The 24950-nt window shown below is 51.6% G+C and carries 26 protein-coding genes; 14 read left to right on the forward strand and 12 right to left on the reverse strand.

Features of this window, described 5'->3' with window-relative positions:
* Nucleotides 1-185: 185 nt before the first annotated feature.
* Nucleotides 186-2228, reverse strand: coding sequence for an elongation factor G (gene fusA / locus LQZ19_RS02155; RefSeq protein ID WP_411045993.1), 2043 nt, complete (start codon nucleotides 2226-2228; stop codon nucleotides 186-188).
* Nucleotides 2229-2294: 66 nt separating this feature from the next.
* Here fusA and LQZ19_RS02160 point away from each other — a divergent pair, with 66 nt between their 5' ends.
* The 4 genes from LQZ19_RS02160 to LQZ19_RS02175 all read left to right on the forward strand — a co-directional run bounded on the left by LQZ19_RS02160 (nucleotide 2295) and on the right by LQZ19_RS02175 (nucleotide 7410).
* Entirely contained in the window at nucleotides 2295-3485 is a 1191-nt protein-coding gene (locus LQZ19_RS02160) for an MFS transporter (RefSeq protein ID WP_411045994.1), read from the forward strand.
* Between the two features lie 57 nt (nucleotides 3486-3542).
* Entirely contained in the window at nucleotides 3543-4721 is a 1179-nt protein-coding gene (locus LQZ19_RS02165) for a nucleoside-diphosphate kinase (RefSeq protein ID WP_411045995.1), read from the forward strand.
* Between the two features lie 8 nt (nucleotides 4722-4729).
* The gene (lysS, locus tag LQZ19_RS02170) at nucleotides 4730-6373 is read left to right on the forward strand and encodes a lysine--tRNA ligase (RefSeq protein ID WP_411045996.1); all 1644 of its coding nucleotides are present in this window, start codon (nucleotides 4730-4732) and stop codon (nucleotides 6371-6373) included.
* A 176-nt stretch (nucleotides 6374-6549) separates the two neighbouring features.
* Complete coding sequence (locus LQZ19_RS02175) at nucleotides 6550-7410, forward strand: MBL fold metallo-hydrolase (protein ID WP_411045997.1); 861 nt, start codon at nucleotides 6550-6552, stop codon at nucleotides 7408-7410.
* Nucleotides 7411-7487: 77 nt separating this feature from the next.
* Here LQZ19_RS02175 and LQZ19_RS02180 read toward each other — a convergent pair whose 3' ends face one another.
* Both LQZ19_RS02180 and LQZ19_RS02185 read right to left on the reverse strand, forming a co-directional pair.
* Entirely contained in the window at nucleotides 7488-8795 is a 1308-nt protein-coding gene (locus tag LQZ19_RS02180) for an InlB B-repeat-containing protein (protein WP_411045998.1), read from the reverse strand.
* 40 nt (nucleotides 8796-8835) lie between these two features.
* Entirely contained in the window at nucleotides 8836-9012 is a 177-nt protein-coding gene (locus tag LQZ19_RS02185) for a hypothetical protein (protein ID WP_411045999.1), read from the reverse strand.
* Nucleotides 9013-9135: 123 nt separating this feature from the next.
* Between LQZ19_RS02185 and LQZ19_RS02190 the strand changes: the two genes are divergently transcribed.
* Complete coding sequence (locus tag LQZ19_RS02190; protein ID WP_411046000.1) at nucleotides 9136-9477, forward strand: helix-turn-helix domain-containing protein; 342 nt, start codon at nucleotides 9136-9138, stop codon at nucleotides 9475-9477.
* Nucleotides 9478-9488: 11 nt separating this feature from the next.
* On the opposite strand, the gene LQZ19_RS02195 is transcribed toward LQZ19_RS02190, so the two are convergent.
* Together LQZ19_RS02195 and LQZ19_RS02200 are read right to left on the reverse strand one after the other, a co-directional pair.
* Nucleotides 9489-10406: a ParB/RepB/Spo0J family partition protein gene (locus LQZ19_RS02195; protein ID WP_411046001.1), complete on the reverse strand. Its 918-nt coding sequence runs from the start codon at nucleotides 10404-10406 to the stop codon at nucleotides 9489-9491.
* The gene (locus LQZ19_RS02200) at nucleotides 10372-11166 is read right to left on the reverse strand and encodes a ParA family protein (protein ID WP_411046002.1); all 795 of its coding nucleotides are present in this window, start codon (nucleotides 11164-11166) and stop codon (nucleotides 10372-10374) included. Before LQZ19_RS02200 ends, LQZ19_RS02195 begins: the two co-directional genes overlap by 35 nt.
* 100 nt (nucleotides 11167-11266) lie before the next feature.
* Between LQZ19_RS02200 and LQZ19_RS02205 the strand changes: the two genes are divergently transcribed.
* From LQZ19_RS02205 to LQZ19_RS02215, 3 genes are all read left to right on the forward strand, one after another.
* Nucleotides 11267-12109 carry a Cof-type HAD-IIB family hydrolase gene (locus LQZ19_RS02205; protein WP_411046003.1) on the forward strand — a complete coding sequence of 281 codons (843 nt, stop codon included), beginning with the start codon at nucleotides 11267-11269 and terminating at the stop codon, nucleotides 12107-12109.
* Between the two features lie 56 nt (nucleotides 12110-12165).
* Complete coding sequence (locus tag LQZ19_RS02210) at nucleotides 12166-13080, forward strand: septal ring lytic transglycosylase RlpA family protein (RefSeq protein ID WP_411046004.1); 915 nt, start codon at nucleotides 12166-12168, stop codon at nucleotides 13078-13080.
* 98 nt (nucleotides 13081-13178) lie between these two features.
* A complete protein-coding gene (locus LQZ19_RS02215) occupies nucleotides 13179-13445 on the forward strand; it encodes a co-chaperone GroES (protein ID WP_411046005.1) in 267 nt (88 codons plus the stop codon).
* A 61-nt stretch (nucleotides 13446-13506) separates the two neighbouring features.
* Here LQZ19_RS02215 and LQZ19_RS02220 read toward each other — a convergent pair whose 3' ends face one another.
* Entirely contained in the window at nucleotides 13507-13932 is a 426-nt protein-coding gene (locus tag LQZ19_RS02220; protein WP_411046006.1) for a HigA family addiction module antitoxin, read from the reverse strand.
* Between the two features lie 96 nt (nucleotides 13933-14028).
* On the reverse strand, nucleotides 14029-15504 hold the full coding sequence (locus tag LQZ19_RS02225; RefSeq protein ID WP_411046007.1) for a hypothetical protein: 1476 nt from the start codon (nucleotides 15502-15504) through the stop codon (nucleotides 14029-14031).
* A gap of 131 nt (nucleotides 15505-15635) precedes the next feature.
* On the opposite strand from LQZ19_RS02225, the gene LQZ19_RS02230 reads away from it, so the two are divergent.
* The 3 genes from LQZ19_RS02230 to LQZ19_RS02240 are packed head-to-tail and all read left to right on the forward strand — an operon-like array spanning nucleotide 15636 to nucleotide 17424.
* Nucleotides 15636-16187 (forward strand): tetratricopeptide repeat protein, encoded by a 552-nt coding sequence (locus LQZ19_RS02230; protein WP_411046008.1) that lies wholly within the window; start codon nucleotides 15636-15638, stop codon nucleotides 16185-16187.
* A 12-nt stretch (nucleotides 16188-16199) separates the two neighbouring features.
* Nucleotides 16200-17033 carry a TIGR00282 family metallophosphoesterase gene (locus LQZ19_RS02235; RefSeq protein ID WP_411046009.1) on the forward strand — a complete coding sequence of 278 codons (834 nt, stop codon included), beginning with the start codon at nucleotides 16200-16202 and terminating at the stop codon, nucleotides 17031-17033.
* Entirely contained in the window at nucleotides 17026-17424 is a 399-nt protein-coding gene (locus LQZ19_RS02240; RefSeq protein ID WP_411046011.1) for a SoxR reducing system RseC family protein, read from the forward strand. The genes LQZ19_RS02235 and LQZ19_RS02240 overlap by 8 nt, the downstream gene beginning before the upstream one ends.
* A gap of 83 nt (nucleotides 17425-17507) precedes the next feature.
* Here the strand turns inward: LQZ19_RS02240 and LQZ19_RS02245 are convergent, their stop codons facing one another.
* The gene (locus LQZ19_RS02245; protein WP_411046012.1) at nucleotides 17508-18074 is read right to left on the reverse strand and encodes a DJ-1 family glyoxalase III; all 567 of its coding nucleotides are present in this window, start codon (nucleotides 18072-18074) and stop codon (nucleotides 17508-17510) included.
* Nucleotides 18075-18153: 79 nt separating this feature from the next.
* Between LQZ19_RS02245 and LQZ19_RS02250 the strand changes: the two genes are divergently transcribed.
* On the forward strand, nucleotides 18154-19488 hold the full coding sequence (locus LQZ19_RS02250; RefSeq protein ID WP_411046013.1) for a response regulator: 1335 nt from the start codon (nucleotides 18154-18156) through the stop codon (nucleotides 19486-19488).
* Between the two features lie 8 nt (nucleotides 19489-19496).
* Complete coding sequence (locus LQZ19_RS02255; RefSeq protein ID WP_411046014.1) at nucleotides 19497-20354, forward strand: histidinol-phosphatase; 858 nt, start codon at nucleotides 19497-19499, stop codon at nucleotides 20352-20354.
* A 7-nt stretch (nucleotides 20355-20361) separates the two neighbouring features.
* Here the strand turns inward: LQZ19_RS02255 and LQZ19_RS02260 are convergent, their stop codons facing one another.
* The 3 genes from LQZ19_RS02260 to bamJ all read right to left on the reverse strand — a co-directional run bounded on the left by LQZ19_RS02260 (nucleotide 20362) and on the right by bamJ (nucleotide 22890).
* Nucleotides 20362-20718: a TraR/DksA family transcriptional regulator gene (locus tag LQZ19_RS02260; protein WP_411046015.1), complete on the reverse strand. Its 357-nt coding sequence runs from the start codon at nucleotides 20716-20718 to the stop codon at nucleotides 20362-20364.
* A 407-nt stretch (nucleotides 20719-21125) separates the two neighbouring features.
* Nucleotides 21126-21659 carry a zinc-ribbon domain-containing protein gene (locus LQZ19_RS02265; RefSeq protein WP_411046016.1) on the reverse strand — a complete coding sequence of 178 codons (534 nt, stop codon included), beginning with the start codon at nucleotides 21657-21659 and terminating at the stop codon, nucleotides 21126-21128.
* A gap of 532 nt (nucleotides 21660-22191) precedes the next feature.
* Nucleotides 22192-22890 (reverse strand): BamJ family beta-barrel-assembly machinery protein, encoded by a 699-nt coding sequence (gene bamJ, locus LQZ19_RS02270; protein ID WP_411046017.1) that lies wholly within the window; start codon nucleotides 22888-22890, stop codon nucleotides 22192-22194.
* A gap of 109 nt (nucleotides 22891-22999) precedes the next feature.
* Here bamJ and LQZ19_RS02275 point away from each other — a divergent pair, with 109 nt between their 5' ends.
* Nucleotides 23000-24355, forward strand: coding sequence for an MFS transporter (locus LQZ19_RS02275; protein ID WP_411046018.1), 1356 nt, complete (start codon nucleotides 23000-23002; stop codon nucleotides 24353-24355).
* Between the two features lie 64 nt (nucleotides 24356-24419).
* On the opposite strand, the gene LQZ19_RS02280 is transcribed toward LQZ19_RS02275, so the two are convergent.
* Nucleotides 24420-24746, reverse strand: a complete 327-nt coding sequence (locus tag LQZ19_RS02280) for a hypothetical protein (protein WP_411046019.1) — start codon at nucleotides 24744-24746, stop codon at nucleotides 24420-24422.
* Nucleotides 24747-24950 lie beyond the last annotated feature (204 nt).

Consider the following 24950-nt stretch of genomic DNA (forward strand, 5'->3'; position numbering starts at 1 on the left):
TCATTCCCCTTACCGCTCTGCGGTTCTTCGCCTTCCTCTTCCTCTGCGTCCTCTGTGTTCTTCCCTCTGTGTCCTCTGCGGTTTTTCCTCATTCCCCTTACCGCTCTGCGGTTCTTCGCCTTCCTCTTCCTCTGCGTCCTCTGTGTTCTTCCCTCTGTGTCCTCTGCGGTTTTTCTTTATTCTACTTACCGCTCGGACTTTTTTTCAAACCGGGAGAACAGCATAGTAAAAGTAGCCCGGCCCTGGCTTACGGATCTGAGGGATGTCATAAAGCCGAACATCTTCGCCATGGGCGCCAGGGCCTTCACCTCATCGGAACCGATCTTGGAATCCATGCTCAGCACCTGACCTCCCCGCTGGGTTACCAGGCTCATCACATCACCCACAAATTCCTTGGGGGAAACGAGGTCCACCGCCATGATCGGTTCCAGGAGTATGGGCGCCCCTTCCCGGCAGGCTTCGTAGACCCCCCGGTTGGCACATGCCTCATAGGCAAACTCCGTACCGGTGAGCTCCGAGTACTCAAGCCCCGTCAGGGTAACCCCCACGTCTATGCAGGGATAGCCCAGGACTATGCCGGAAGAAAATGCGCCCCCTACACCCCGTTCCACCGCTTCGAAGATCTGCTCCGGAACATCCCGCTTTTTAACAGCGTTGGTGTAGCTGTTTCCGGAACCGGAAGGGAGGGGCTCAACTTTAAAGCGCAGTATCGCTGCGTTTTCTTTACCCGCCATAAGCTTGGAGAACTGCTCCTCATGCTCCACCGTCCGGGTAATCGATTCCCGGTAGGTAACCTGGGGGTTCCCCACCTTTGCGTTGAGGTTGTACTCCTTGATGATCCGGGTAACCAGCACGTCCAGGTGGAGTTCCCCCATGCCGGAGATGATCAGCTGCCCCGTTTCAGGGTTATCCTTGGTAGTAAAGGTAGGGTCCTCCTTGGAGAGGAGACCCAGAATTTCCCGGAGCTTATCCATCTCCGACATGGTCCTGGGTTCAATGGAAACCGAAATTACCGGCTCGGGGAACTCCATCTTTTCCAGTACCACCGGCCAGCCTTCACTCCCGATGGTGTCCCCGGTCTGGGCCAGCTTCATCCCGATAATCACCCCAATGTCCCCGGCGGAAAGTTCGTCCATGGGTTCGGATTTGTTGGAGTGCATACGGAGTATCCGGTTTGCCCGTTCCCGTTTCTTCTTCCCCACATTGAATACCGCCGTGCCGGGCTTGAGCGCCCCGGAATACATGCGCACATAACAGAGGCTCCCCGCCTCCCTATCGTTCTGTATCTTAAAGACCAATCCCAGGGGCAGCCCATTGGGATCACAGGGTACCAACACATCCTCTTCTTTTTTAAGGTGATGTCCCGCCGCCGGGGCAACCTCATCAGGTGCAGGGAGGAAGTCCACCACCGCATCTATCACCGGCTGGACAGCGATATTACGCCGTGAAGCGCCGGCAAACATGGGCAGCAGGGACCGGTTCAGCACAGCCTGCCGAAGCTCCCGGCGGATCAGCTCCGGTTCAATTGCTTCCCCGGCCAGATACTTGTCGGTGATCCCTTCGGAAAACGCCGAAAGGGTGTCGATGAGCTTTTCCCGCCATTCCGCGGCCAGGGCTGCCCGTTCGTCTGCGATGGGTGAAGGGATGATGGTCTCGCCGTCGGTGGCGGCGTCCCAGCGGAGTTCCCGCATCTCCACCAGGTCGATGATCCCCTCAAAGGTACTTTCCTTGCCAATGGGTATCTGGAGAGCCACGGTTTTGGCGCCCAGTTTTGCCTCGACATCCTCCAGGACCTGGAAAAAATCGGCCCCGACCCTGTCCATCTTATTTACATACCCTATGCAGGGCACATTGTAGTGCTCCGCCTGGCGCCATACGGTCTCGGTCTGAGGCTCCACTCCCCGGACGGCGTCAAAAATCGTCACCGCTCCGTCCAGCACCCGCAGGGAGCGTTCCACCTCGGCGGTAAAATCTACATGCCCCGGGGTATCGATGATGTTTATCTGAAACTGCTGCCCATCCCGCTTCCAGTAGGTGGTAGTGGCGGCGCTTTGTATGGTGATGCCCCGTTCCTGTTCCTGCTCCATCCAGTCCATGATGGCTTCACCGTCATCCACCTCGCCTATCCTATGACTCTTACCGGTATAGTAAAGTATCCGCTCGGTGGTCGTGGTTTTTCCGGCGTCGATATGGGCCATAATACCGATATTACGCATTACTTTAAGCATGGGGACAACTCCTGCTCATATTGTACCCTAATAGCGTTAGGAGGGCAATTCCTGTATTATATACAAATGTTTCTCATTCTCGTATATTTTTGGACATTTATTTCCTATGCGCCGACTTCCTACATTGCCGTCATGGTCCGGGGACTTGGGTATAGTCCTTCTACCATAGGGATACTCCTGGGATTATTTGAAGGCGCAGGCATTGCAGGCCCTTTTCTTTTTGGTTACTTTGCGGATAAATGGGGACGCTACAAACCGGGCTTGATTCTGACATTTGCTTTTTTGGCTATCGCCGGGATACCCCTGGGCTTGTTCCGCAATCCCCTGATCAGCGCCCTGTTCATAGCAATACTGGGTATGGGGTACCGCTCATCCACTCCCCTGTTGGATGCGGTGGCCACCATCAGTTTGGGAAATACGGGAAACTACGGAAAAGTCCGGGCCTTTGGATCGATATCGTATATTATCATGGTGCTCTTTTTGCAATACAGCAAATTCTTAGTCCCCGATACACCTCTTAATATAGGGATCTGGTTCATGCTTTCAGGCTGCGTAGCGACCCTTACGGTGATTATTATCCCGGCGAAATACACCGGAAACGGCCGGCCCCGGGCAGCCGCCACGGCGCGGGGAACTCTCCGACTGAAGCCGTCGTTGCAAACGCCTCAAAGTACCCTAAGTTCCCCGCGTAAAATACTAAGTCCGCTGCTCATCATGGGACTCCTGATAATCGGCTTCAACCGTCTGGCCATGGCCCCGATAAACGGGTTTCTCCCCCTGTATGTATTTGAAAAGATGCAATGGAATGCGGTTGGCTTGATTGCGGCGTTGTCTGCTACTGCGGAGGTACCCTTTATGTTTATCTCCAGCAAGCTTATTCGTCGTTTTGGCGCATTACCCCTGGTGGCGCTTTCCAGCGTTGCGGTAGGACTGCGATTGGGCATTTACGCCCTGTTCCCCCTCAAGGGAGCAATCATCATCGGGCAGCTCCTCCATTCCCTCTGCTACGGTATTTTTCATCCCGCAGCAGTAGCGTTTATATCAAGCAGCGTCCCCCCGGAGCGCCGCGCCCTGGGCCTGTCCCTGTACCTTTCTCTGGGAAGCGGTCTGCCAACCATGCTGGGCAATATAGCCGGCGGAATCATCATAGAACATGGGGGATACCGGACGCTTTTCGCTTCGTTTATAAGCTTTGCCCTTATATCGGTAGCCTTGTACCTGTTTACCCGGTTTCACCGGCGGAGAAATGAGGCGTGAGATTCACCTTCCCTTTTCCCCCATCCTGTGATACTATTACGTAATTCAGGAGTATTTATGGAACAGACCCTTTCCTACGTATTGGTAACCCCCTATACCATTGCCAAAAGCAGGACCGGCGGCGTATTATCCCGGCTCATTTCCCGGGCGGAACTGGAACTGGTGGGCTGCCAAATGATAACCGCCAATGAAGCCCTTACAAGGGAATACGCGGATCTTCTGCGCAAACAAAACCCAACCAGTGACGTTACGCTCCTGGCGGACTATGTGGAACAAAACCTGGGACCATCCGGGGGAAGGGAACATCGCAGCCTCCTGCTCCTGTTCCGGGGAGAAGACCCCTGCGGTAAGCTTGCCGCCATTTGCGGACACCTGTATCCGGAACACCGGGATGTGGATGACGTTACCGGGGAAACCATTCGGGATACCTACGCGGATCTTATCACGGACCCCGGTGATCCTAAAAAGGTCACCTACTTTGAGCCTGCGGTGATAACTTCCCGGAGTCAGGATTGGGCGGATAAGGATTTAGCCCTCTTTGCACGGTTTTTAAAGGGCCGGGAGAATATCGTTCATAATCTCCAGCATTTGGACCCTTCGAAGATAGAACAGACCCTGGTCATCCTCAAGCCCGATAACTGGCAATACGCCTCTTCCAAACCGGGCACCATCATTGATATGTTCTCCCGGACCGGGCTGCGGATCGTGGGGATCAAGTTGCACCGCTTTTCCCTGGCCCAGGCGCTGGAATTTTACGGCCCCGTGGAAGAGGCTTTGCGGGAAAAACTCGCCCCCATCTTCGGAAAAAAGGCACGGGAACTTCTTGAAAAGGAATTTGAAATCACCCTTACCGATGATATTGAAAAATCTCTCAGCGCATGTTTCGGCGTCCGGTATGCAAAGGATCAGTTTGATCAGATTATCGAGTTTATGTCCGGAACCCGGACGGGAAAGTGCCCGCCGGATGAGATTAGCAATCCCGGCAGCGTCAAATGTATGATCCTCATCTACGAAGGGGAAAACGCGGTTAAAAAGATCCGGGACGTATTAGGCCCCACGGATCCCCTGAAAGCGCCGGGAGGAACGGTACGCCGGGAATTCGGCAGTAACGTGATGGTCAACACCGCCCATGCTTCGGATTCCGTGGAAAGCGTGAACCGGGAAAAGGGCATAGTCAAGGTAAACGAAAATCCCCTGGGTAGTATCATTGAAGCCTACCTGGCGGTACGAAAATAGGAAATCTAATGGACACAAACAATGAAAGCCCTTCTGCGGCCCACGGGGCTGTTGCCCACTGGGCTGATGAGACCGCAGCAAAGATAATCCGGGAAAAGGGCGAAAAAGAACAGTATACCTGCGCTTCCGGGATCACCCCTTCGGGGACGGTGCATATCGGCAATTTCCGGGAAATAATTTCCGTGGATTTGGTGGTCCGCTCTTTACGGGACCTGGGCAAAAAGGTACGGTTTATTTATTCTTGGGACGACTACGATGTGTTCCGCAAGGTGCCCAAGAATATGCCCAAGCAGGAGGAGCTGGAAAAGTTCCTCCGCTTCCCCATCACCATGGTGCCCGACCCCTGGGACCGGGATACCAGCTACGCCCGGCATCATGAGGTGGACGTGGAAACCATGCTGCCCGAAGTGGGCATACGCCCCGAGTACCTCTACCAGGCTGAACGGTACCGCGCTTCCCGCTACGCCGAAGGGATACGCAAGGCCCTGGAACACCGGGACACCCTCAAAACCATTCTGGATAAGTTTCGGGACGAGGACCACAAGATCCAGGGTGAATGGTGGCCGGTGAGCGTTTTCTGCGACCACTGCAACCGGGACGATACGGACATTGACGGCTGGGACGGCGATTGGGGCCTCAGCTACCACTGCAACTCCTGCGGTCACAGCGATACGGTGGACATCCGCAAGGCGGCGGGGGTTAAACTCGGCTGGCGTATAGACTGGCCCATGCGCTGGGAGCATGAACAGGTAGACTTTGAACCCGCCGGTAAGGACCACCACAGCCAGGGCGGTTCCTTCGACACCGCCCGCCATGTCAGCAAGGAAGTCTACAACTGGGAAGCCCCCGTTACCTTCCGCTACGACTTTATCGGTACCAAGGGCATACCCGGCAAGATGTCCAGCTCCTCCGGCGTGGTGGTGGACCTCAAGGATGTGCTGCGGGTTTACACCCCGGAGCTGACCCGCTACCTCTTTGCGGGAACCCGGCCCAACACGGAATTCACCATCTCCTTCGATCTGGACGTGATAAAAATTTACGAAGACTACGACCGGCTTGAACGTATCGCCTGGAAGGCCGAGGAAGCCAAGGACGAAGCCGCCTACCGCAAGGCCCGGCGGATCTACGAGCTTTCCCAGGTGGACTGGAATCCAAAGGGGCCCTCGGTCCCTCCGCTAATGCCTTACCAGATCCCCTTCCGCCACCTCTGTAACCTCATCCAAATCGCCGACGGTAACATAGACCAGGCCATAAGCAGCCTGACAAGCTCAGACAACGGCCCCAAACCGGAGCAGCTCCCCGGCCTGAAAGCCCGTGCGGAACGGGCCAAGTACTGGGCGGAAAACTGCGCCCCCGAAGAGTTCCGCTTCCGCCTGCGCGCCCCCGGTGAACAGGCAACCCTCAGCGATGCCGAGGCCGGGGCCATACAGGATCTGCGGGATAAGGTCATTGCCGGCATAGCCCAATACGCCGACGACAAGTCCTGCGCCGAGGCCATCTACAAGGTTGCGGAAGACCACAGCCTGGACGGCAAGGCCCTCTTCCGGGCCGCCTACCAGGCCCTTATCGGTAAAGACCAGGGACCCCGGCTTGCAAACTTCCTTCGGTCTATCAACCGGGAACGGCTGCTGGGAATCCTGGAAAAGTATTAACTGCAAAGAAATATTAACCGCAAAGGCGCAGGGGGCGAAAAAGGAAAGTGGGGAAAGAAAAGAGGAGGAGAGTTGCCATTCCTTTCTTCTTCCCCTCCCCTCCCCTCCCCTCCCCTCTTCGACTTTTTCGACTTTGCGGTTAAATTTTCTTATATAGAAAAGTGAAAGGAGCATATATGAAAGTCAGTATTCTTAGCGGTATTTTCCTTAGCGCCATGGCGGTAAACAGTTTTGCTGCGGACAGTAATATTTTTAGTTACCGGGTGGGGAAGATCGAAGTTCACATGCTGGTAGAAACCCGGGGACCGGGGAACATTTCCATCCTGATAAACCCCGATAGGGCGGCCCTGGATCGCTATATCCCCGGGGGGGGCTATACTTCGGAGGTCAACACTTTTCTTATTAAAACCCCGGACAAAATCCTTGTGGTGGACACCGGTTTCGGCGGGGCCATCCTGAATTCTATAAAGACCCTGGGCTTTGATCCCTCCCAGGTGGATGCAGTACTCCTAACCCACATGCACGGAGATCATATCGGAGGCCTTCAGAAAGACGGTAAGGCCGTGTTCCCCAAGGCACAGGTGTATCTGGCCCGGCAGGAAAAAGATTTTTGGATAAAACCCGGCGCCCCTACGGCGGGTAATTCCGCCGCCGCCGCCCTGGCCCCCTACGGGAACCGGGTGGAAACCTTCCTCCCCGGCGAACTGGGCTCAACCATTGCCGACCTTATCCCGGGCATAAAACCCATCGCCGCCTTTGGCCACACCCCGGGGCACACTGTGTTCATGGTAGAATCCGAAGGCAAGAAACTCCTCATCTGGGGCGACCTGATGCACGCTCAGCTCATCCAGTTTCCCCTGCCGGACCAATCGGTAAGCTACGACACGGACCCCGTCGCCGCAGCGGCAATCCGCAGGCGGATTCTGGCATACGTCGCCCAAAACAACATCCCTGTGGCGGGGATGCACCTGGTGTATCCGGCCATAGGAACCGTCACGGCGGCAGGAGACGGCTATAGGTTTACGGCGGCGGAGTAGGCGGCAAAATATCCCTTTAAAAATAAAGCCCGGTTATTACTAAACCGGGCCGATATCAGGGGCTTTGAGTTACCTTATTATTGCTTGATGAAGGTTCCATCAACTTGTTCATGAACACCGGTCACTACAAGCGTAGTATCGTCCGTGAAGCTATAACTAAAGGTTAATGAGGGATCATCAATTGTTATGGTGTGGGCAGTTTCATTAACTACACACGTTCCACTACGTTCAGTTGTGTAACCTTCATTGTGCATATAAGAAGATCCTGTAAAGGTAAATTTTGCTGGCTCAAGTATTTCTGGGCCGTGAACTTTAACCCATGTTCCTTGTAATTTGGCAGTATCTCCACCGCCCAGCCGCGTCCATGTACCATGTAGCTCAGACATGCCACTACCTTCAAGAATAACAAGGTTACCGTTTACCAGTTTGCATTTCATCCCATGAGTATATTGGTAATCCGTTATATCACCATCCTGCCCAAAAATCCTTATGGAGAATGTCCCATTAAGCCCGGGCGTACTTGCACCACTGATTGTAATTTGAGATGCTTCAATTACAAGGGTGATACCTCCATTATACCATGTTCCTCGATGCTCAACAATTGTTTCATTAGTAGCTAACCATTCTGCATAGACAGTTATATCACCCGTAACCACACTTGTTGCAGTAAAGGAACTTCCCCCGCCATTTTGGGCTGTGTACCAACCACCAAAGTTACTTCCCGATTTTGTCGGCGTAGGCAATGTTCCTGCTGCGTTACCGGAGATAACTTCTTTGCTTGCCGGGCTAACAGTTCCACCATCTGCGTTAAAAGTTACCGTGTATAAGGTTGGTTCACCACTACCCCATTGAGCATACACTGTTATATCGGCCGTTACAACAGTTGCTGTTGTGAAGGAATCTCCCCAATCACCCCCTGTCCCGTTCTTTGTAAACCATCCAAAAAAATTATTTCCCGATTTTGTCGGCGTAGGCAATGTTCCTGCTGCGTTACCGGAGATTACTTCTTTGCTTGCCGGACTAACAGTTCCGCCTTCTGCGTTAAAAGTTACCGTATATTCAGTTGGTTCACCACTAATCCATTGAGCATACACTGTTATAGGAGCCGTAACCACACTTGTTGCAGTAAAGGAACTTCCCCCGCCATTTTGAGCTGTGTACCAGCCGCCAAAGTTATTTCCCGATTTTGTTGGCGTAGGCAATGTTCCTGCTGCGTTACCGGAGATTACTTCTTTGCTTGCCGGGCTAACAGTTCCGCCATCTGCGTTAAAAGTTACCGTATATTTAGTTGGATCCGGATCATGCGGTCCCGGGCACCCCGTCAACACTATTCCAAATACCAGGGTCATGCCGAGTATTGCTATTAAAATAATATTTTTTTTCACATTCATCCCCTTGAAACTATATTTAATCGGTATAAGCCCATTATTCCTTATTGCTATCCTCTTTTTGTTCTTGCTTATTAAAAATAGAGGGAATAACCGTATCTTGGGTACGGACAAGAAATTTGGTAATAGCTAGTATCGATAACTTGTTTTCTTCTGTCAGAGCCGGAAAATTCTTATTAAAGGTTTCAAGCATTTTTTCTTTGTCTTTTGCCATAGTTCCCCCCTTACAAGGATTCCTCACAAATCTCCGAAACTCTATTACAGGGTAGTATATTACCCTGTAATAGGGTTCCTTGCCTTGCTATAACCGATTTTTGATAGTATAATTAGGAGTGTTATGGATAGGACGGTTAATGAACGTTTAACACAAGCACGGCATGAGTTAAAACTATCCCAGGTAAAATTTTCTAAGGGGATACATCTAAAAAGTAGCGGCTATTATTCTGACATAGAAATTGGCCGGCACGAAGTTAATGACCGTATTATAGAATTGGCATCATCGGTCTATGGGATAAATAAGCACTGGTTAAAAACCGGTGAAGGAAAAATGTTCGACCGGCAAATAGACCAGAAATTTGAAGAAATGGCTATTTTATTCCAGGAATTAAACCCCGATTTTCAAAATTATGTTTTAACGCAGATAAAAAATTTAATCAAATTACAAAATCAAAAAAAATAAACCGGTCAATACTACCCCAGTATCCCCAACAGCCTATCTAAATCTTCCATTGAATAATACTCAACACTAATACTGCCCTTTTTCAAATCTCCGTTGATGGCCACCTTAGTTCCCAGACGTTCCCTAAAGCGGTCTTCCATGGCGGTTAATTCGGGGTCCCGTTTGGAAGCCGCCGGCGGGGCCTTGCTTATCCCGGTCCCGTCGCGGTTCAGGGCCGCAGCCCGGCTCTCCGCCTCCCGCACCGAAAGGCCCCGCTGGAGGATCTCCCCCAGGAGCCGCTCCTGGGCCGCCTCGCTATTAGCCGCCAGGATGGCCCGGCCATGACCGGAGCTAAGCTCACCCCTTTCCAGGGCGTCCCGGGCCGCTGTAGGCAGCTTGAGGAGCCGCAGGGCGTTCGCTACGGTGGAACGGTTTTTCCCTACCTTGGCTGCTACTTCGTCCTGGGATAGACCGGTCAGATCCATAAGCCCCCGGTATGCGGCGGCTTCTTCCACAGGGTTAAGGTCTGAACGCTGAACGTTTTCGATAAGCGCCACTTCCAGGCGTTTTTCGTCGGAATAGTTTCGTACAAGGACCGGGACTTCCGTAAGACCCGCCAGACGGGCCGCCCGGCTGCGCCGTTCCCCGGCGACAATAAGCCATGTTCCGTCCCCGGCGTCCTCCACAATCAGGGGCTGGATAATCCCATGCTCCCTGATAGAATCCGCCAGTTCCTTAAGGCTCTCCTCATCAAAGCGTTTGCGGGGTTGACCAGGATTGGCCTTGAGTTTCGCCAAGGGGATTTTCAGTTCCGGGGCGACTGTTCCCGTTCCAACACCGGCGTTATCCCCAAGCCCTGCGGGCAAATCATCGTCATCCGGGAGCAGGGCGGCAAGCCCCTTGCCCAGGCGGTCCTTAGGCCCCACGGCTAACTCCTTCACCGGCAACACCTAGGTTACTCCGGTGGAGTACCTCTTCGGCAAGGCTCTTGTACGCCTTGCCGCCGGAACTCTGGGGATCGTAGCGGGAAATGGGCTGACCATGGGAGGGCGCCTCGGAAAGCCGGACATTCCGGGGGACTATGGTGGTAAAAACCTTTTGCTTAAAGTAGGCGCTCACCTGGCTAACCACCTCCTGGGCTAAACGGGTCCGGGAATCGTACATAGTAAAAAAGAGCCCCCCAATTTCCAGGCCCGGGTTGAGCCGTTTCTGGATACGCTTGATGGTCTGCAGCAGCAGGGTAAGCCCCTCCAGGGCGAAGTATTCACACTGCATGGGGATAAGCACCGCATCGGCGGACACCAGGCCGTTTATGGTAAGCACCCCCAGAGAGGGGGGACAGTCAATCAGGATAAAATCATAGCTATTCCGTACCGGCGCCAGGGCTTTTTTCAGGAAATAATCCCGATCCTCCTGTTCGATAAGCTCCACCGCAGCGCCGGAAAGGTCGATGCTGGCGGGGATCACCGAAAGGTTAGGGGTTTCCGTGGGCCGGATAACTTCTTCAATAGAGGCGACGCCGGAAATAAGCTCGTACACCCCGGGCTTAACCGCAGCAGCCCCCACTCCGCTGGAAAGGTTCGCCTGGGAATCAAAGTCCACCAGAAGCACCGACTTCCCCTGTTCCGCAAGGTAGGCCCCGAGACTGATAGCTGAGGTGGTCTTGCCGACCCCCCCTTTTTGGTTTACAAAGACGTATACTCTACCCATTTCTCCAACCAACATTTTTAAAACTAGTATATTCTATAATAGTATGTTATGCTTATTCAATGCTACTGACTGACTGACGAAAAGATTTATAGGAGTATAAATGACATCCATACAAATGCTTGCCATTGATTTAGACGATACCCTGTTACGGTCAGATTTGACCATTTCCTTTCGTACCAGGAACGCCATCAGAAAAGCGGAGTCCCTGGGATGTGTGGTGGTTCTGGCTTCGGGCCGGATTCCTTCGGCCATGGAGCACTTTGCCCGGCTTTTGGGGCTCCACAAACGGCCCGGGTACCTAATTTGCAATAACGGCACCATGATCCAGGAAAGCCATACGGGGAAACTCATCTACGAAGCTAAAATCCCCCCCAAAATTGCGCTTGTGGCCTACGATCTGGCGGCAGCGGAGGGCTTTCCGGTGCAGCTCTACGAAGATGATATCATGTATATCTCCCGGCCTAATGAATTTGCCGATTACGACCAAAAACTAACCGGGCTCAGGCAGGTGGTGGTAGAGAATTTCCGGGCCATGGTGGGTAACGGCTGCTATAAACTGATAATTCCCGGGGATCCCATGACTCTCAGACCCCTTGAAAACATCCTGCAAACCTATATAGGCGGCGAAACGACCATTTTTACCAGCAAGCCCTACTTTCTTGAGATACTTCCCCATAATGTTGATAAAGGAACCAGCCTGTCAAAGGTGGCGGAAGTCCTGGGCATCCCCCGGAGTGCTGTGCTGGCCATTGGGGACTCCATGAACGATGAAGCCATGATACGCTGGGCCGGTATCGGGGTCGCCATGGCTAACGGTGACGACCGGATCAAGGATATCGCCGCCATGGTTACCAATAAATCCAACGATGATGACGGCGTGGCGGACCTGATAGAACGGTATATCCTGGGAAAGGAAGCCCTTCCAAAACCCGCCGATGCCTAATTCATTGAAATAATTTATTAGTATTGCTTCCCTCATACTTTGCCGATAATTAGGGCATGAAACAGATTAACCGGATTTTTGTAGTATTCTTTATTTTGACTGCGTTTAACACGCTTCAGGCCCAGGATATCACTGATTTGACCGTGGATCCCTTTAACGGAGCCAACGGCTATGCCGGAAGTACCAGCCTTTCCGGGATCGGCGATTACGATTTAAGCGTTACTTCCCCGGAATATATCCCGGCGCCCCAAAGCGGCCTTAGAAACTCCGCCTTCCGTCAAGAGGGAATCGCCTCCTGGTATGGTACGGAGTTTGAGGGGCATCCCACCGCATCGGGGGAGATCTTCAACCCCGCTCAGCTGACCGCCGCCCATCCCAATCTGCCCTTCGGTACCATGTTAAAGGTAACCAATATCCAGAATAACCGTCAGGTAACGGTACGGGTTAACGACCGGGGGCCCTTTGTAAACACCCGAATCATCGACGTATCCCGGGCGGCAGCGGAAGTGCTTGATATACTCGGTACGGGAACCGCCCCGGTGGTGGTGGAACTGGCCGGGGACGCTGCCGTAGCGGCGCCTCAGGCGCCGCCCATATTGCCCGAACCCTGGATTGCCCCCATCCCCGTCCCCCAGTTCCCTGCTGCGGTGGTACCGCCTGCGGTAGTGGAGCCGCCTGCGGTGGTGGTACCTCCTACGGCGATTGACCCTAACGCTGCGGTAGTTAAGCCGGGGATTCCGCCCTACGGGACAGACAAGCGGTACCGCATCCAGGTTGGAGCCTATAAGGTCACCAGAAATGCCGTGGACACCTTTGATCGTGTAAAAAGTCTGGGGATTGAGCCCTCCTATGAACGGCATGACGATTTTTACCGGGTAGTGATTGGGGGCATACGGGCGGAGGATATTCAGACCCTGGCGGGAAGACTCGGTTCCGCCGGATTCCGTGAAATTCTTGTCAGGGAAGAATGATGCTTTTTCGCATAATTTCTTGACCTTAACCATGATTTTTTTGTATATTCTATTTATCGGAACACTTTAAACTTATCACTAATAGAATGGAGGACCATATGAAGGTAACACCCTTGGCCGACAGGGTCATGGTTAAGCTGGAAAAGAACGAGGCGAAGACCGCAGGAGGGATTATCATTCCCGATACCGCTCAGGAAAAGACCCAGACCGGGTCGGTGGTAGCAGTAGGGGATGATAAGGACGTGATCAAGGTTAAGGCCGGCGACAAGGTCATGTATGACAAATACGCCGGAACCCAGGTCAAGATTGACGGAGTCGAACATCTTATCCTTAAGATGGCCGATATAATCGCCATCATCGGATAAGAAGTTCATAGCTTACTGCAAAATCTATCTGATTAAACCCGGCTTGCGCCGGGTTTTTTTGTTACCGCCCTTTCTTCGCAGTCCGAACGGTTTTCTTCGCGGTCCTGGCGCCGGCAGCTTTTCTGGCCGGCGCTTTCTTAGCGGTAGTTTTCTTAGCGGCAGCTTTTTTTGCAACAGCTTTCTTCGCCCCGGGGGCAGGTTTCTTAGCTTTCTGAATGCCCTTTACAATTTTTGCTTCCTTGGGATTCTTTGCCGCTTCGGATAATTCGTAGGCATTCTGCAGATCGATCCAGAATTCAGGTTTGGTACCAAAATATTTCGCAAGGCGAAGCGCAAAGGGAATAGAAATTTTCAGCTTACTATTGATCAACAACCGTACGCTGGACTGGCTGAGTTTAATGTCCTCCGCAACCTTGGCGGGGGTAAGCTGGTATGCATCCAGGAACGATTTAAATACGGCTCCGGGAGTTTTGTCTGATTTCGGCATGTAATGCTCCTTATGAATTTATATATTAAAAATAATATTACATTTTGCAATATTATTCCAGTAGCAGAGATACGAATAAAATACTGAAAGGTTTTTTTATTTTTTCCCCGAGTGCAGCGTAAATTCCATCTCGTTCTTATTCTGGCGGAGAAGATTGAGCCAGAGCGTTTTTTTGGGGGTCAGGACCGTACTCTTACGGCCTATGGAGCGAAGTTCCTCGTAGAGGGAAGCCCCGCTCTTTGCGGTATAATAGGTCTTTTGATTATTACCCTTAAAAATTTGCTGGGCTTTCTCGTCAATTTCCTTATTGATAGCAGCTTCATAGCTTTTAAGAAGGGTATCGTATTTATCGATGATACCCCTAAGATAATCAAGAATGAGCCGATCATAATTAGGAATCTGGTCCAGGAGAAGCATAAACTGCTTAAGCACCAACACTGCGGTGGAATACTCCCCCTGATTATAGGCTTCCACGCCCTTTTGACAGAGTTCTTTCACCGTGTCGTTGCTTACCGTTACCCTGCCGTTGACGGGGAATTTAAGGTTCACGTTAAACCGGGGCATCACCGCTGCGGTTTTGGCCAGGAGATCCATCAAGTCCAGGTAGATCCGCTGTTCCCAGAGGGAGTCCTTGGTGGAGGCAATGAGCTTGTTCATCTCTTCGCTGAACTGTTCCTTGTACCGCTCCTCGGGTTTAAACACCGCTTCGCAGGTAGGCAGCTGAACTCCCTTAAATTCGATGGTTCCGGTATCAAAGAAATATACCGCGTCATTTGTTGCCAGCGGAGATTTGACTGCGTTGTTTTCCTTTACATAACTGAGGTATACCTGCTTGGTGATCATTATCCGGGATTCCCGGGGTGAAAGCTCGTTAGCCCTGGTTTGCAGCCGCGCGGCGGTATTGAGGAGAAAACCCGAAAGGTTACCGCTTTCGGTGATGATCAACGGGATGGATGTGTTGCCGCCGGTAATCCCCGCAGAAATCTTCAGGATAGGCAGAATTCCCGCATCCCCGGTACGAAGGGAAGCATCGCCAAAGTAATTGATAATGTCGAGGCTGGCGGTAAGGGCATCGGTGGCGGAGGCGGAAATCAGGACCATCTCGTCCCCCCGTTCCCGCTGGCTCACCGACTGGCACTGGGTCGAAATACGGCGAATCTCGTTGTTGATGGTCCGGTCCAGGGCATGAAGCATGGAGAGGTTTTTCCGGGAATCCTGACAGAATTTGGTATACCCATGGATATCCATCATCGAAATGTAGAGGTTGGAGATGGATATGGTCCGTTTAAGATCCCCCGCATCGGGGAAATCCTTATCCGGAATCACCAGTTCCCGCCAGAGTTTCTTGTGGGTCGCCAGGGTCATCCCCGAAAAAAAACCCCAGTAGAGGCGGCGGATCAACTCGAAACACCGCATAATCATCGGGTGGGTCTTTTTATCCTTTAGAACAGGCGCGGCGAATTCCTTGAGGGCAGAAAAGGTACTGAGCTCACGGGAAAGGATCCTGTCATAAAAGAAGGAGAAGAGCTCTTGATCTGATGTGGAGTCCCGATATTCAGTTAAGTCTTTCATGCTTTCATTCTTTTTAATACTATAATATAAAAAAAAATATTTATATAGTGGTTTATGCCTTACATTTGTGTATAATAGTCTAAGATTGAATAAAAAGAAATAATAGGTTATAGTTTGTATGGGGGGGAATAATGGAAACTGCGGCATCCTTAAACGACTCCGGCATTGCTTTAACAGAAGCAAATCGGCCCTACGAAGCTATTCCTCTATTTAGGAAGGCTCTGATCATGGATCCCGAGAATCCCCTTCTCTGGATGAACCTGGGAATCGCCCAACAGCGGACCGGAGACTATGAAGAAGCCCTAAATAGTTTTCAGCGGGCCGTCTATATTGATGACGATTTAACCGAAGCCTGGGTCAGCATGGGGTTGATCTACTACGAAATAGAACAGCTTGATCTCGCCGAGGAATGTTATCATTCCGCCCTGGTCCGTGACGGTAATTCCCCCAAAACCTGGAACAACCTGGGGGTCCTCTACTTTGTGGAAGGCAGCTATGAAGAAGCCCGGCATTGTTTTGAAGAGGCGGTGACCATGCTTCCCATGTACTATGAAGCCCTCTTTAACCTGCGGGACGCCTGCCGAAAACTGCAGGATTTCCGGGCCGCAGCGGAATTTGAGCGTATCCTGAGTCAGTTATCCCCCAATATAGGATATCCTGTTCGTCCCATCAGTAATAATTAGAGTTTGTCTATAATGAAGATCCTCTATATTGCCGAAATAGTTGGAAAAGCCGGGGTCTATGCCCTGAAAATGGCCCTGGGGGAGCTAAAAAAACAGAAATCTGTGGATTTCGTCATTGCCGGGGCGGATGGCGTAACCGGAGGTAACGGTCTGGGACGCAACCATGCCGCTTATATCCACAAACTGGGAATAAACGTACTTACCACCGGGGAATGTTGTTTCTACAAAAAAGACCTGGTGGAAAACCTGGGGAAGATCCCCTACGTGCTACGGCCGGAAAACCTGAACCCCCAAGCGCCGGGTATAGGCGCACGGGTCTACAACATCGGTACGGCGAAGATTGCCGTGGCGGTACTCCTGGGCCAGAGCGGCTTTACCCGGCTCCACGGGGATAACCCCTATTCCCGCCTGCCGGCGCTTCTGGAACGGCTCCGGCGGGAAACCCCCTATGTTATCGTCGACTTCCACGCCGAGGCTACTGCGGAAAAGCGTACCCTTTTTGCCCTGGCGGACGGCGCCTGTTCTGCGGTTATCGGTTCCCACAACCGGGTCCAAACGGCGGACGAAACAATACTTCCCGGCGGTACGGCGACAATCACCGATGCGGGACGCACGGGCAGCCGGAATTCTGTAGGGGGGGTTGATCCGAATGAGCGTATCCGGGAATACCTTACGGGGATACCCGACTGGACCAGGGAAGCCTGGGAGCAGCCGGAAATCCAGGGGGTTTATCTGGAAATAGACAAGCACGGAAAAAGCCTCTCCATAGAACGGATACAATGGCCGGCGCCTGAACCGCCGGTAAAGGAAACAGATTTCGCCGAAGAGGAGAAACCCCATGATTGAGACCGGCAGAATCCGGGAGATACGGGGCAACATCCTCACCCTTGACCGGGAAAACAACATAGCTTGTTTCGGCTGCATGAACCGGGAGTGCAAAACGAAGGAACTATCCTACCAGGCGGAAAACACCACCGGCCTGGCGTTCCGGCCGGGCCAAATAGTGGAAACCGAAGCCTCCGCATCAGCCCTTAAACAGGGCCTGGCGGTTCTGCTGCCGCCGCCCCTGGGCTTTATCGCCGGCTATGTGCTCACGGGCATCATCTTCCCCGCCGCAGGAGACCCTTCCCGGGCAGCCGCCGGGGCGCTGCTGCTCTTTGCTACAGCCTTCACCATCTACTTTATCCGCCGCCGTTTCCCTCCAAAAACCATATGCCGGGTCATCAGGGAAATATAAACCGCGAAGGCGCAGAAGGCAGGAAAGAAAAAATCAAATTTTCCTCTTTCCTTTCTTCTGTGCCTTTGCGGTGAAAATTCCTATTATGTTATCAGCAGTACCGACTTGGCTATCTTTTCAGCCTCAGCCGGGCTTACCAGTTTTTCGATAATCGCCACGGCAAATTCGCCGGCGGTTCCGGCGCCTCGGCTGGTGATAAGCTTACCGTCGATCACCACCCTATCCGCTTTCCAGGTGGCCCCGGAAACTTTTTCTTCCATACCGGGGTAGCAGGTAAATTCCCGGTCCTTAAGCAAACCCAGAGGCGCCAGGACCACCGCCGGGGCTGCACAGATTGCGCAGACAAATTTACCCGCCTCCGCCATGGCCTTGATAAAGCTGCCCACAGCCTTTGAGGCAGCGAGGTTTTCAGCGCCCAGACCGCCGCCGGGAACCACCACCGCATCCCAGTCCGCCGCATTGGCCCTGCCCAGCTTCTCCAGGGTGGTATCGGCGTTTACCGTTACCCCGCGGGCGCTCTGAACCGAAAGTTCCGATCCTATAGAGACCGTGGTAAGCTCAACTCCGGCCCTCCTAAGGTAATCAATAGGGGTAATTGCCTCAACATCCTCAAAACCATCGGCCAGAAAAACAAGCGCTTTTTTAACCATTTTTTTCTCCTATAAAAGTACTCGTAAAAAAGTATAGCGGAAAAAGAGCGGTTCTGATATACTTCCGGAACGGTGTAATATGAAGAAGAATGTCCTTATTATTGATGAATCTCCCTTGCTAAGGGAATACCTTAAATCCAAGCTCCTCGAAAACGAATTGGATGTCGATGTAGAAACCGCCGGTAACGGTTTAGAGGGAGTATCAAAGATGCGGCTTGCATACCCGGATCTGATCCTCCTGGATTATCCTCTGGGGAATAATGCCTACATGGATGTGCTGAAGGAAAAGAAAAACAGCCCCAATTCATCCAAGATTCCGGTTATTCTTCTGGCGCAAAAAATCGACCAGCAGAAAATTCTTGCGTTGATCCCCTATGGAGTAAAAAAGGTATTTACCAAGCCCTTTAAGGTGGATGCGCTGTTTAATACCATCTCGGAGATCCTGGGGGTTAAATATACAATAGATAACAGCCCGGGGATTGTGGATGTTCATGTAAATGACGATATAATTTTCATTGAGCTTGCCCAGGGGCTCAACAATGATAAACTGGATGTACTTTACTACAAGATCAAGGAGCTATCCGAACTCTACGAAATCAAAATCCCCCGAATGATAATCATGCTGAGCAATCTCAACATTAAGGGTGCGGAGATCCACAAACTGGAAAAACTGCTGAATCTTCTTCTTAGAGTTTTCAAGGCAAAACGACGGAGTTTGCATCTCCTCACTAATGATGCGCAGACCAAGAAATTTGTCGCCGGGCAGCAGGAATATGCTGAATTCAGGATAGTTTCCACCCTGCAGGAAGCGATGGATCTTCTGTATGCGGGAGTAAAAATCCCAACCCCGGAGAGCGCTACCGCCACGGTAGGAGAAACCGAGGAGGGAATGGATGCCGAAGTTCTGGAGGATATTCCGGACCCGGAGGAATCGGGGCGTCATATATTGAACGCGGAGGATTCCAGGGCCGCAGGGGGTTTACTGTTCCGGTTTGACATGGAATCTTACGGGTCCATGAGCCCGGAGAATTTAAAAGCGGCGATCCGGAACCTCAGGATAGCTGCGGTGGACGATGATGCCATCATCCTGGAATTATTAGAAAATACCTTCGCAACCGTGGGAACCGGGATAAAAACCTATCACGGCGGAGCAGAATTTCTGAATGACCCGGGAAAAAAACTATTTGACCTGGTGTTCTTGGACTTGGTAATGCCGGAAATTGATGGATTTACGGTTCTCAAGCAGCTCCGGGATCAGAATTATCAGACACCGGTAATTGTTTTATCCGCCCTGAGCAAACGGGAAATGGTGGCAAAGGCCTTTCAGATGGGGGTTAAGAGCTATCTGATCAAGCCCCTTAACCCCGATGAGGTCTTTAAAAAAACCATCGAAATTCTCAAGGCTAACTTCTAGGAAAACCCATGCGAGCAAGCTGCCTTCATACCCATACGAATTTTTGTGACGGAAAGGGTGATGTGGAAAGTTTCTGTCAGGCCGCCTATAAAAAGGGCCTTTCCGCTATCGGGTTCAGCGCCCATGCGCCTATAGCCAAAAAGACAGGTCTCAAAACAGACTGGCATCTGGCCGACGAAAGGCTGGACGAATATATTGATGCGGTCAAGGCTGCCCGCAGCCGCTGGGCAGGAAAGCTGCCGGTCTACCTTGGCCTGGAAGTTGACTATATCAAGGGCCTGACGAGCCCGGCGGACAAGGATTTTCAGTCCCTGGGTCTGGACTATATCATCGGTTCCGTGCATTACATCTTTCCCCCCAAGGGCGGTGAACCCTTTACCGTGGACGCCCCGGCGGAAGAATTTGAGGGGGATATACGGCGGCATTTTCCCGGCAACGGTGAAGCCGCAGCCGAGGCCTACTGGGATGCGGTGGAAGGGATGATTTCCGCCGGGGGCTTTGACATCCTGGGCCATCTCGACCTCATCCGCAAAAACAACCCCCATAACGAATACTTTGATACCCAGGGCAGCCGCTATCGCCGCCGCATCCGCCTAATTGCCCCCCTGGCCGCCTTATCCGGAGCGGTAATTGAAATAAACACCGGCGGCCTTAACCGGGGCAAAACCGCCGACCCCTACCCTTCCCTGGAACTGCTCCGGCTCCTTCGGGAGCGCCAAGCTCCGGTAACCATCACCGCCGACGCCCACGAGCCCTCTCACCTGGACGGCTACTACGGCCTCGCCCGGGCGACCCTGTTACAGGCAGGCTACACCGAGACCGTAGAATTTGAAGGGAGCTGGAAAACCGTAGCGATTAGCCGCTAAAACCGTCTTACCTGTTCCGGCGTTCCTCGGCGGTTTTACATTCAATACACATAAGAGCGTAGGGTATCGCTTCCAGACGGTCCTGGGGGATGCGCTTGCCGCACTTTACGCAGAGACCATATTTACCCTGCTGGATTCTCGTCAGGGCGGAATCTATCACTTTAAGACGTTTTAGCTCCTGGGAACCCAGGGCTTCGATCATCTTCCGGTCTATATCGTCGGAGGCTATGTCCGCCAGGTCTTTGGGATCCATCCCCTCCACAATTTCTTTAAATTCCTCATTACTTGAGACGAGATTCGCAATAATCTCCATCTTGAGTTCCGTCAGGGATTTTTCCATGCGTACAACTAATTCTTGATCCAAGACTGTCCCCCCTAAAACATTATTTAATTGGGGTAGAGTGCCGTTTATCCAAGTTTTTGTCAATAGCCCCAGAAAAGAATATGCCCATTTAACTTGGTATGGGGTCCTGGTGGCTGCAAAAAATATCAGGAACCCCCAAAGGGTCCCCCTGATATTTTTTACACCACCACCCCCGATAACGTGGTTTGGGCATATTCTTTTCTGCCGGTTCGCAGGGTTAAGTGTTAGAAGAAAATTGAGCCTTTTGACTTTGCTTGGGGTGGGGCTTGGCGGCTGCAAAAGATATCAGGAACCTCAAAAGGGTCCCCCTGATATCTTTTACACCACCACCCCCGATAGCGTAGATAGGGCATATTCTTTTCTGCCGGCTCGCAGGGTTAAGTGTTTGCAGGGCCGGTGGTAATTCGTTAACTCTTATTACCGCATTTTGAACAAAAGGCTGCGGAAATATCTAGTTTTGCACCGCATTTGGTACAAAATTTTACTTCATCTGAAATTTCCTCTTCCGTTGTTTCAGCAATACCTTGTTCAGGTTCGGGTTCACGTCCGCGTTCACGTCCGGAATTGCGTGCAAAGGGATTTAATGATTTCAATTCCGATTTCATTCCCTGACCGGCATCGGAGGCCATCACCGCACCCGCGCCGGCCGCTATGCCTTTTCCGGCAAGTTTTCCGAGACCGAGTAAACCTTTTCCTAAAAGTTTAGCGCCCCCCAGAGCAACCTTCCCGGCTCCGCCTACAATATTATCCGCACTCAGACTGCCGCCCAATGCACCGTCAGCCATTTGTCCTAACCCAGACGCAATACCTGACTTTCCTTTGTATTTTGAAAGTGTCTCGGCATTATGTACGCAACCGGAAGAACAATACCACTTTCCTTTAGATTTAATCCATCCCTCACTCTCTGGTTTTGTTGAACCACAATTTTCACATTTCGGCATAAAAACCCCCTTTTGCGTATAATGCCCGCCGACAATATTTTAAACTCCCAGTACGAGAAGTTTAATTTACCATCTGAAACACTCCCGTAAACTATGGTTATTGTACCGCCCACAACTTTCTATGTAAATACATAAGCATTACATAAAGCAGAAAAACATTATTCAAAAAATGTCCATTTTTTCATACACCCTAACAGCCAGGGACTATTATCATGAGAAATTCTATTTATCTGTTACTTTTGAAAGGATAGAACGACGGAATGGATAAAATCAGAAGGCAATTAAAATTCCAAAAAGCGAATACTACCCCCCCCCACTTCAGCATGTGATCCCACCCGGAAAATATCCCTCTTCGCACTCTGTAACACAGGCGGGCGTGGGGAGGGGTGCGCCCGGCTTCATGTATATGGAATTCTTCGCTGGAGGAGACCCGCAGGGGCTCCGTAAGCGAATTCTACATGCACATGAAGCCGGGCGCACCCCTCCCCACGCCCGATTTGCCGCCAGAGTACAAAAAAGGGATATTTCCAGGCTATTTTGTGATTCCCAGCAGTTCCACCTTGAAAATCAATGTCGAATATGGGGGAATAAAATTCTGCACACCCTCTTCACCATAAGCCAATTCCGAAGGGATGAACAGGCGGTAGGTACTGCCCACTTCCATCAGTTGGATACCCTCGGTCCAGCCGGGAATAACCTGGTTCAGGGGAAATTCCACGGGCTCACCCCGGCTGTAGGAGCTGTCAAAGACTGTTCCGTCCATAAGGGTCCCCTCATAGTTTACCGAAACCGTATCGAAAGACTGAGGTTTGGGACCGGTTCCGGAACTGATAATCTCGTACTGAAGGCCGCTGGAGGTGGTCGTAATCCCCGGTTTTTTGCCGTTGTCAATTAAAAAATCGGCTCCTTTTTTCTTGTTTTCCTCCGTCACCTTGGCCATAGCTTCCTTCATGGCGGTTTGGATCAGGGGAATCGCCTCTTCCAGGGTAAACCTGAGTTCCTTACCCTCCAGGGTATCCCGAAGGCCCTTGATCAGGGCGTCATAATCAAAGCTCAGCCCTGCCTGTTTGAAGTCCGACCCAAGGGCAACCCCAAAAGCATAACTGGTATCGGCATCCGGTGAATTTGCATCGGATTTTACGTCGGAATTCCTATCGGATACTCCTTTGGCATTACAGGCAGATAATACGTTGGTAGCGACAAGCAGAAAAAATACAAATTTCTTTAACATTTTTCATTCCATGGTTTAATAAGATTCCGGAATACACTTTCCCGGGGGATAACTTAGCATAATGGAAACCCTCTAGCACTGCAAGGCATCATATAGTAATTTTAAGATTATGGACAAAAATATGGTCGGCGGCGGATTAACGGTTAAACAAAAACTGGGGTTCGGCATATTCGATTTAGGGGGTAATATGTTCTTTACCCTCATGGGCTTCTGGACCCTGAATTTCCTGACCGATACGATAGGGCTTGCCGCAGCCCTGGCGGGGACCGCGGTGATGGCGGGCAAGGCTTGGGATGCGGTTACGGACCCTGTGATGGGCTTTATCAGCGACCGCACCCTTTCCCGCTGGGGACGACGGCGGCCGTACCTGCTCTTCGGCGCCCTCCCCATGATGCTTACCATGTGGTTCTTCTTCACCAAGCCCGGGTTTTCAGGCAGCCTTGCCCTAACCGTCTGGGCAACCCTGGCGCTGATGCTCCTCAACACCGCCGCCACGGTGATCAATATCCCCTACTCTTCCCTGACGCCGGAGTTAAGCGACGATTACCACGAGCGGACCAGCCTGAACGGCTACCGTTTCGGCTGCGCCATCTTCGGCACCATCCTGGGGGCCGCTGCGGTCCAGCCCCTGGTGGATATCTTCCCCACCAAGGCACAGGGCTTTTCCATGATGGGGCTCATCCTGGGAACCGTGATGCTGATCACCACCCTGCTCACCTTTTTCGGGACCAAAGAGAAGGTTCACACCAAGGCGGATCTCCCCACCGGCAGCCTGCTTTCAACCTACCGGGCAGTTTTTTCGAACAAGCCCTTTGTGCTGCTCCTCCTCACCTATGCTTTCCATATTATGGCCCTGACCTTCGTTCAAAGTATCCTGGTCTATTATACCCGGTACGTGTATAATTCTGCGGACCTTACCACCATAGCTATGCTCCTGCTGCTCCTGGTAGCAATGGTGTTTATCCCCATATCCGTACTGGTCTCCAAGCGGATCGGGAAAAAGCGGACCTATCAAATCTGTTTTGGAATCATCGCCAGCGCCTGTATTATCATCTTTTTCCTGGGCCACATCCTGGGGTCTCATTTTTTCCTGGGCATGATGGTATACGCCGGCATAGGGGTTGGGTTCAGTTACGTGGCCCCCTACGCCATGGTCCCGGACGCCATAGACTTCGCCGCCGCCAAGGAGGGAGAACGGAACGAAGGAGCCTATTACGGGATGTGGACCTTTGTTTCCAAGCTTGGCGTCGCCCTATCGGTGTTCTTTTCCGGGATCATCCTCTCCCTGGGGGGCTACATCGCCGAGGCGATTCAGTCCCCAGGGGCGATCCTGGCTATCAGGTTCCTCATCGGCCCCATACCGGCGCTCATATTTATCGCCGCATTGGTGGTGATACAGTTCTACCCGCTGGACGAGAAGGCTTTCCGGGAGATTCAGGCAAAGGAACACCGGGATTCGCCGTAAAAAGACCAAAGGATCGCTCCTCCGGCCTTTTCAAACGTTAGTACAGAAAATTTATTAAGTACTATTACTTATACTTAATAGCCTTGCCGCGCATTTTGAAGGACTGCTTAGAAAAATTTCCGGATTTTTCAACCACCTTGTCAATGGTAACATCAACTACATAATCAACATCGGGATAAGATTCTTTTGCCGCGTCAAGTAAATTCTGAAAACCGCCGCCGCCATATAAACCAAAAAGACCCACGTTATAAGTAGCAGTATAGGTAACTTCGCCCAAGATTGTATAATCCTTTGCAGAGTTATCGCTATAAAAATACGGGGTTGTAGTGGTACACCCCACTACAAACAAAACAACCAACAAGACCGCAAGTAAACCTAAACCTTTTTTCATTGCTTTCTCCTTATTAAAAACAAAAATTATATTAATACGGCATACGCCGCATTGTGACTAAATAGTACAATTATGGAGTATATAAACCGTCAAGAGGAATCATAAAATGATTGGGTGAACTTAATAAAATTATTTAATAATGGGGGGGGGGGGGGGATAAACATTAAATGCATTCATACTTTTTTACCCCCCTTTCAATCTTGC

Source organism: Treponema primitia (assembly GCF_046533075.1).
Taxonomy (GTDB): domain Bacteria; phylum Spirochaetota; class Spirochaetia; order Treponematales; family Breznakiellaceae; genus Termitinema; species Termitinema primitia_B.